At 41.1% G+C, this 3,804-nt stretch carries 6 protein-coding genes and 1 pseudogene; 5 read left to right on the forward strand and 2 right to left on the reverse strand.

Features of this window, described 5'->3' with window-relative positions:
* On the reverse strand, positions 1 to 224 hold a 224-nt coding region (locus tag O59_RS12175), incomplete at its 3' end, for a transposase (RefSeq protein ID WP_198284793.1).
* A gap of 345 nt (positions 225 to 569) precedes the next feature.
* On the opposite strand from O59_RS12175, the gene O59_RS12180 reads away from it, so the two are divergent.
* The 5 genes from O59_RS12180 (at position 570) to O59_RS12200 (ending at position 3,619) form a co-directional block, all read left to right on the forward strand.
* Positions 570 to 965, forward strand: coding sequence for a hypothetical protein (locus tag O59_RS12180; RefSeq protein WP_040392314.1), 396 nt, complete (start codon positions 570 to 572; stop codon positions 963 to 965).
* 189 nt (positions 966 to 1,154) lie between these two features.
* Positions 1,155 to 1,532: a hypothetical protein gene (locus tag O59_RS12185; protein ID WP_040392317.1), complete on the forward strand. Its 378-nt coding sequence runs from the start codon at positions 1,155 to 1,157 to the stop codon at positions 1,530 to 1,532.
* Positions 1,533 to 1,724: 192 nt separating this feature from the next.
* Positions 1,725 to 2,006 carry a hypothetical protein gene (locus O59_RS12190; protein WP_040392320.1) on the forward strand — a complete coding sequence of 94 codons (282 nt, stop codon included), beginning with the start codon at positions 1,725 to 1,727 and terminating at the stop codon, positions 2,004 to 2,006.
* 57 nt (positions 2,007 to 2,063) lie between these two features.
* Positions 2,064 to 2,357, forward strand: coding sequence for a hypothetical protein (locus O59_RS12195; protein ID WP_040392323.1), 294 nt, complete (start codon positions 2,064 to 2,066; stop codon positions 2,355 to 2,357).
* 560 nt (positions 2,358 to 2,917) lie between these two features.
* Positions 2,918 to 3,619 carry a hypothetical protein gene (locus tag O59_RS12200; RefSeq protein WP_007643086.1) on the forward strand — a complete coding sequence of 234 codons (702 nt, stop codon included), beginning with the start codon at positions 2,918 to 2,920 and terminating at the stop codon, positions 3,617 to 3,619.
* A gap of 55 nt (positions 3,620 to 3,674) precedes the next feature.
* Here O59_RS12200 and O59_RS22045 read toward each other — a convergent pair.
* Positions 3,675 to 3,804: pseudogene (locus O59_RS22045) on the reverse strand (IS110 family transposase); the annotation flags it as partial.

Genomic DNA, 3,804 nt, shown 5'->3' on the forward strand with positions numbered 1-3,804 from the left:
GCTTCCACCAAACCTCTTTCGTAACCACCGGTTGCCTCAACCAGAATGCGCGTGAGGTTGTAACGCGATAGCTTTTTGATTAATTCACGAATCCCTTCTGTGGTATTGGGATACTGCAAATAAACATAGAGCTCGAAAATGCAAATATCCAGTGTGCTTTTTCCAATGTCGATTCCTACATTTCTTTCACTGCGATCAATGTGTGCGGCGGTAGTTGTATTCATAACTCACCCTTGCTACATTCGGGCTCGGAGCCCATTCGACTGTTCGAGTTAAAAGTAGAATCAGCAAGGTGCCCACGCTTGTTAACGGGCTAGATTACTCTGCGCCAGTGCTGCACCGGGCTACCTTGCTGAATACCTGTTGCTGCAGGTATGGGCTCCACCTTATCGCTTTAAGAATGATAAGAAAACGGGTTAAATCAATCATACAAGGCGGTCAAACACAGTTCCGTTCCGCTTCGCTCCACTGGACAGAATTTAAGTAGCTTTTTTGTGGTTTTACTTCGTAAAATATTTACACAAAAAACCTACTTAAATTCTGCCGGTTACCGCAACGTTAGGTGAAAAATGGAATCAAAGCGTGTGCCATATAATGAAAAGAAATTTTTATTAGCTCTTCTTGAAGAATACGCAGAAGAAAATGGCTATGAAATTCAAAATCTAGAAAGGTATAGGTTTTCGGCCATATCAATCGCACCACTCTCGCAAAAAATCAGAGAGCTTTTAGTAGAGCAAAACGGGGTAACCTCATCCAATATTAACTTTTGGGTTCAAGAGGCAGTAGCTCGTGGTCATGTTACTCAGCATAGTTCGGCAAACTTTAGTTTCAAAAAGGCTGGGTATGAAAAAGCTCTTGAGTATAAAAACCCATTTAAAACAATTTATAGGGCGCATGCTTCCAAAATTTATATAGCAATTTTGGTGGCCATAGCGGGGTCTTTAATAAAATTAATACTAGGTTGAAAGCTTTTGTTGTAATTAGTGCTCACTTAAAGCGTCACCTAACAAGCGGTTGCAACGCCGCTACAGCGCTTCGCGCTTACGCTCGACAGTTTGTAAGCAGCGCATTTAGCGAATCGCTGCGCGAAGTTTATCGTAAATACGCCGCTTACAAACTGCGGTTGAACCGAACGTTAGCCAGGGAAAATAAAATTGAAGAAATGCCTTCTGTTATTTTTAGCACTTTTTCTTTCCGGGTGCGATTCTGGAACAGAATGGCGTGACGAAAAGTACGAAATTATCTGGATCGACACCCTAGGGCTTTCATTAAACCTAAATGTCGGTGCAAGTGGTTTTGTAGAACGTGTACCGCCCAATGTTGTGGCTGTAGGTAGTAATAGTCAATATATCGTTGTTAAGCAATCCAATAAGGCATCTAAAGAAATCGCTTATTTCTATCTGGAAAAAGGTAAAGACAACACATACAAAAATGCCAATGAAATTACGAAAGGCCCACTTGGTGAGGCTGAATTCATTGAGTTAAGTAGAAAGTTAGGGCTGCCAAAAATCACAAAGGAATTTCATTATTAGTGCCAGTTTGTATGTGGCTAACAAGTCGCAGCAACACGCCGCTGCGCGGCTGGACAGTTTGTAAGTCGCGCATTTAGTTTGTTGGTGCTGAAAGTTTATCACAAGCGCAACTTACAAACTGCCCATTAACTAAGCGTTAGGCTGGCTATTAGTGCTAAACAAACTGAGCATCACTTTTTAGAGAATGCAAAAGTGGAAGCTTTCATCGCAATAGCATTTACGTCCGTCGTTGCGCTCGCTTTGTTTTTAAAGTTGAACCGGGCAGTAACAGCAATATTTATTGCAAGTATGGTAATGCCAGCTTTTGTTATTTATGCAGAGTTTTTCCGCCCATACGAAGGTGGCGGGGCTTCATTTTGGCCTATTTCTTTCTACGTAGGTGGCGCTGCCGGTTTCATATCCGCATGCATTGGTGTTGGGGCAGGTTTTATAGTTAGCAAATTCTTAAAAAACAAAAGGCCTAACAAAGCGTAGCAACCCGCGCACTGCGTGCGCTGGACAGTTTGTAAGCGGCGTTAGAGCAAAGGAATCATGGAGCCAAAAAAAGTAGTGCTCATCACTGACGAAGAATATTCTGAAGCATATGAATATCTTTTGGCTGACCTTTTCAGTAGGGAAATTGTGCTTTTTTGTGCGTTTGGTAAGTATTGTTCTGAATGGGAGCTCGCAATGGATTTATTTATCACAGATCCCACGCGTGCAGTCAACGAGCATCACATAACCACAACTAGTCATGAAGATGAACCACTTGAAGAAGTATTAAACTTGGCCAAGGTTTGGTTTATAGAAAATGGCAGCAATGAAGTTGAAATAATAAGGTTCTAACAAAGCGTAGCAACTCGCGCACTTCGTGCGCTGGACAGTTTGTAAGTCACGGCTTTGTGGTTTTGCTGCGCAAAAATAATCCACAAAACCGTGACTTACAAACTGCCGTTGAGCACGGCGTTATGCTGGGGAATTGCAATAGAATATCGCCTCGCATAACTTTTTATTTTTTTCATAAGGAAATTGGTGCTAAATGTCATTTGCATTGTTTATATTACTTCCGTGCTTATCATTATTTTTAATACCCTTATTAATTCCAACATGGAAATGGTATTGGATCAGCTCTGCAATCATAGGGTTGCCTCTTATTGCAATATGGGCTGAATATTTTTTATTGCAGCAGAGCAGTAACGGAAGTCCAGGAGATGGGCTAGGCGTAGCACTACTGAGCTTTCCCACAATTGCTTTTTTTGGAGGTATGCTAGCTAGGTTTGGTAGGTGGCTAATTGAATTGAAAATTTCAGAAATACGAAGCAGAAACTAAAATCACATACAAGTCGTTGCAGTACCGCTCCGGCACTTCGTGCCTGCGCTGGACAGTTTTTAAAAAGGAATAAATCTTGAAGAATTTACTATCAATTTTGTTGGCAATTCCGCTTTTTACGTTTGCGGTAGAGCCTGAAAAATCAGCTGAGTCTATCGATATCGAGTCAAATTTTAATCCAAGAAGTGAATCCTCACGAGAAGAGTACAAGCCAGTCATAGAAAAGTTGGCTAATACGGGCGACATTAATGCTAGTTTTCTATTGGGAAATTATTACGAAGACAAAAGAATGGAGTATTTAACTAAGGCTGCGGAAGGAGGGCATAGTAAAGCTGCGGGTAGAATAATTGAAATTTTATTTATGTCATCGTCAACGTTTACCAACAAAGATCCATCAGAAGCGCTTCGCATTACTGAAAAGGCAATGACCATCAATAGAGAGCTGGATGTATATAACCTAAAAACAAAGATTGACCTTATGCAAAAGTGCAGTGAGGCTGACCCTTTTGACATGAATAGATTTCTGAACGAATTTAAAGTTGATGCGCATGATTCTCCTTGGAAGTGGGCGAATATCATTTCAAATGAAAAAAATGACATAAAGCTAGTATTTCAGTTGGTTTGTCGAGGAGGAGAGACTGATGCGGAGTTTGAATGGGCAGTAAAAGAATTTTATAAGCATTGGAAGTCTGGTACAAATGTTGTCTTTGAGCCTTGCTCCTATGCAGCCGGAAAATTCACAATGGGTGGCTGCGCCCAAGGCACATTGTACAAGTAGCCAAAAGCAAGCTAACAATCGACTGTGGTAGAAAATCAATACCTGTAACGCAAATCTAGTTAGCTTGCCACTCGCAATTATCTCGTACCATAGCATTTAAAATTGTCATCATTTTTCTCATGCAGGCTGTAAGCGCAACCTTCTTGTGCTTACCCTGCTCGACTAGCTTTTTGTAAAACGTCTTC

This window comes from Cellvibrio sp. BR, from assembly GCF_000263355.1.
GTDB lineage: Bacteria > Pseudomonadota > Gammaproteobacteria > Pseudomonadales > Cellvibrionaceae > Cellvibrio.

What these genes read in the sequence shown, in the direction of transcription:
- O59_RS12180 (WP_040392314.1), top strand. Translation starts at nt 570, where the DNA reads ATGGAATCAAAGCGTGTGCCATATAATGAAAAGAAATTTTTATTAGCT.
- O59_RS12195 (WP_040392323.1), top strand. Translation starts at nt 2,064, where the DNA reads ATGGAGCCAAAAAAAGTAGTGCTCATCACTGACGAAGAATATTCTGAA.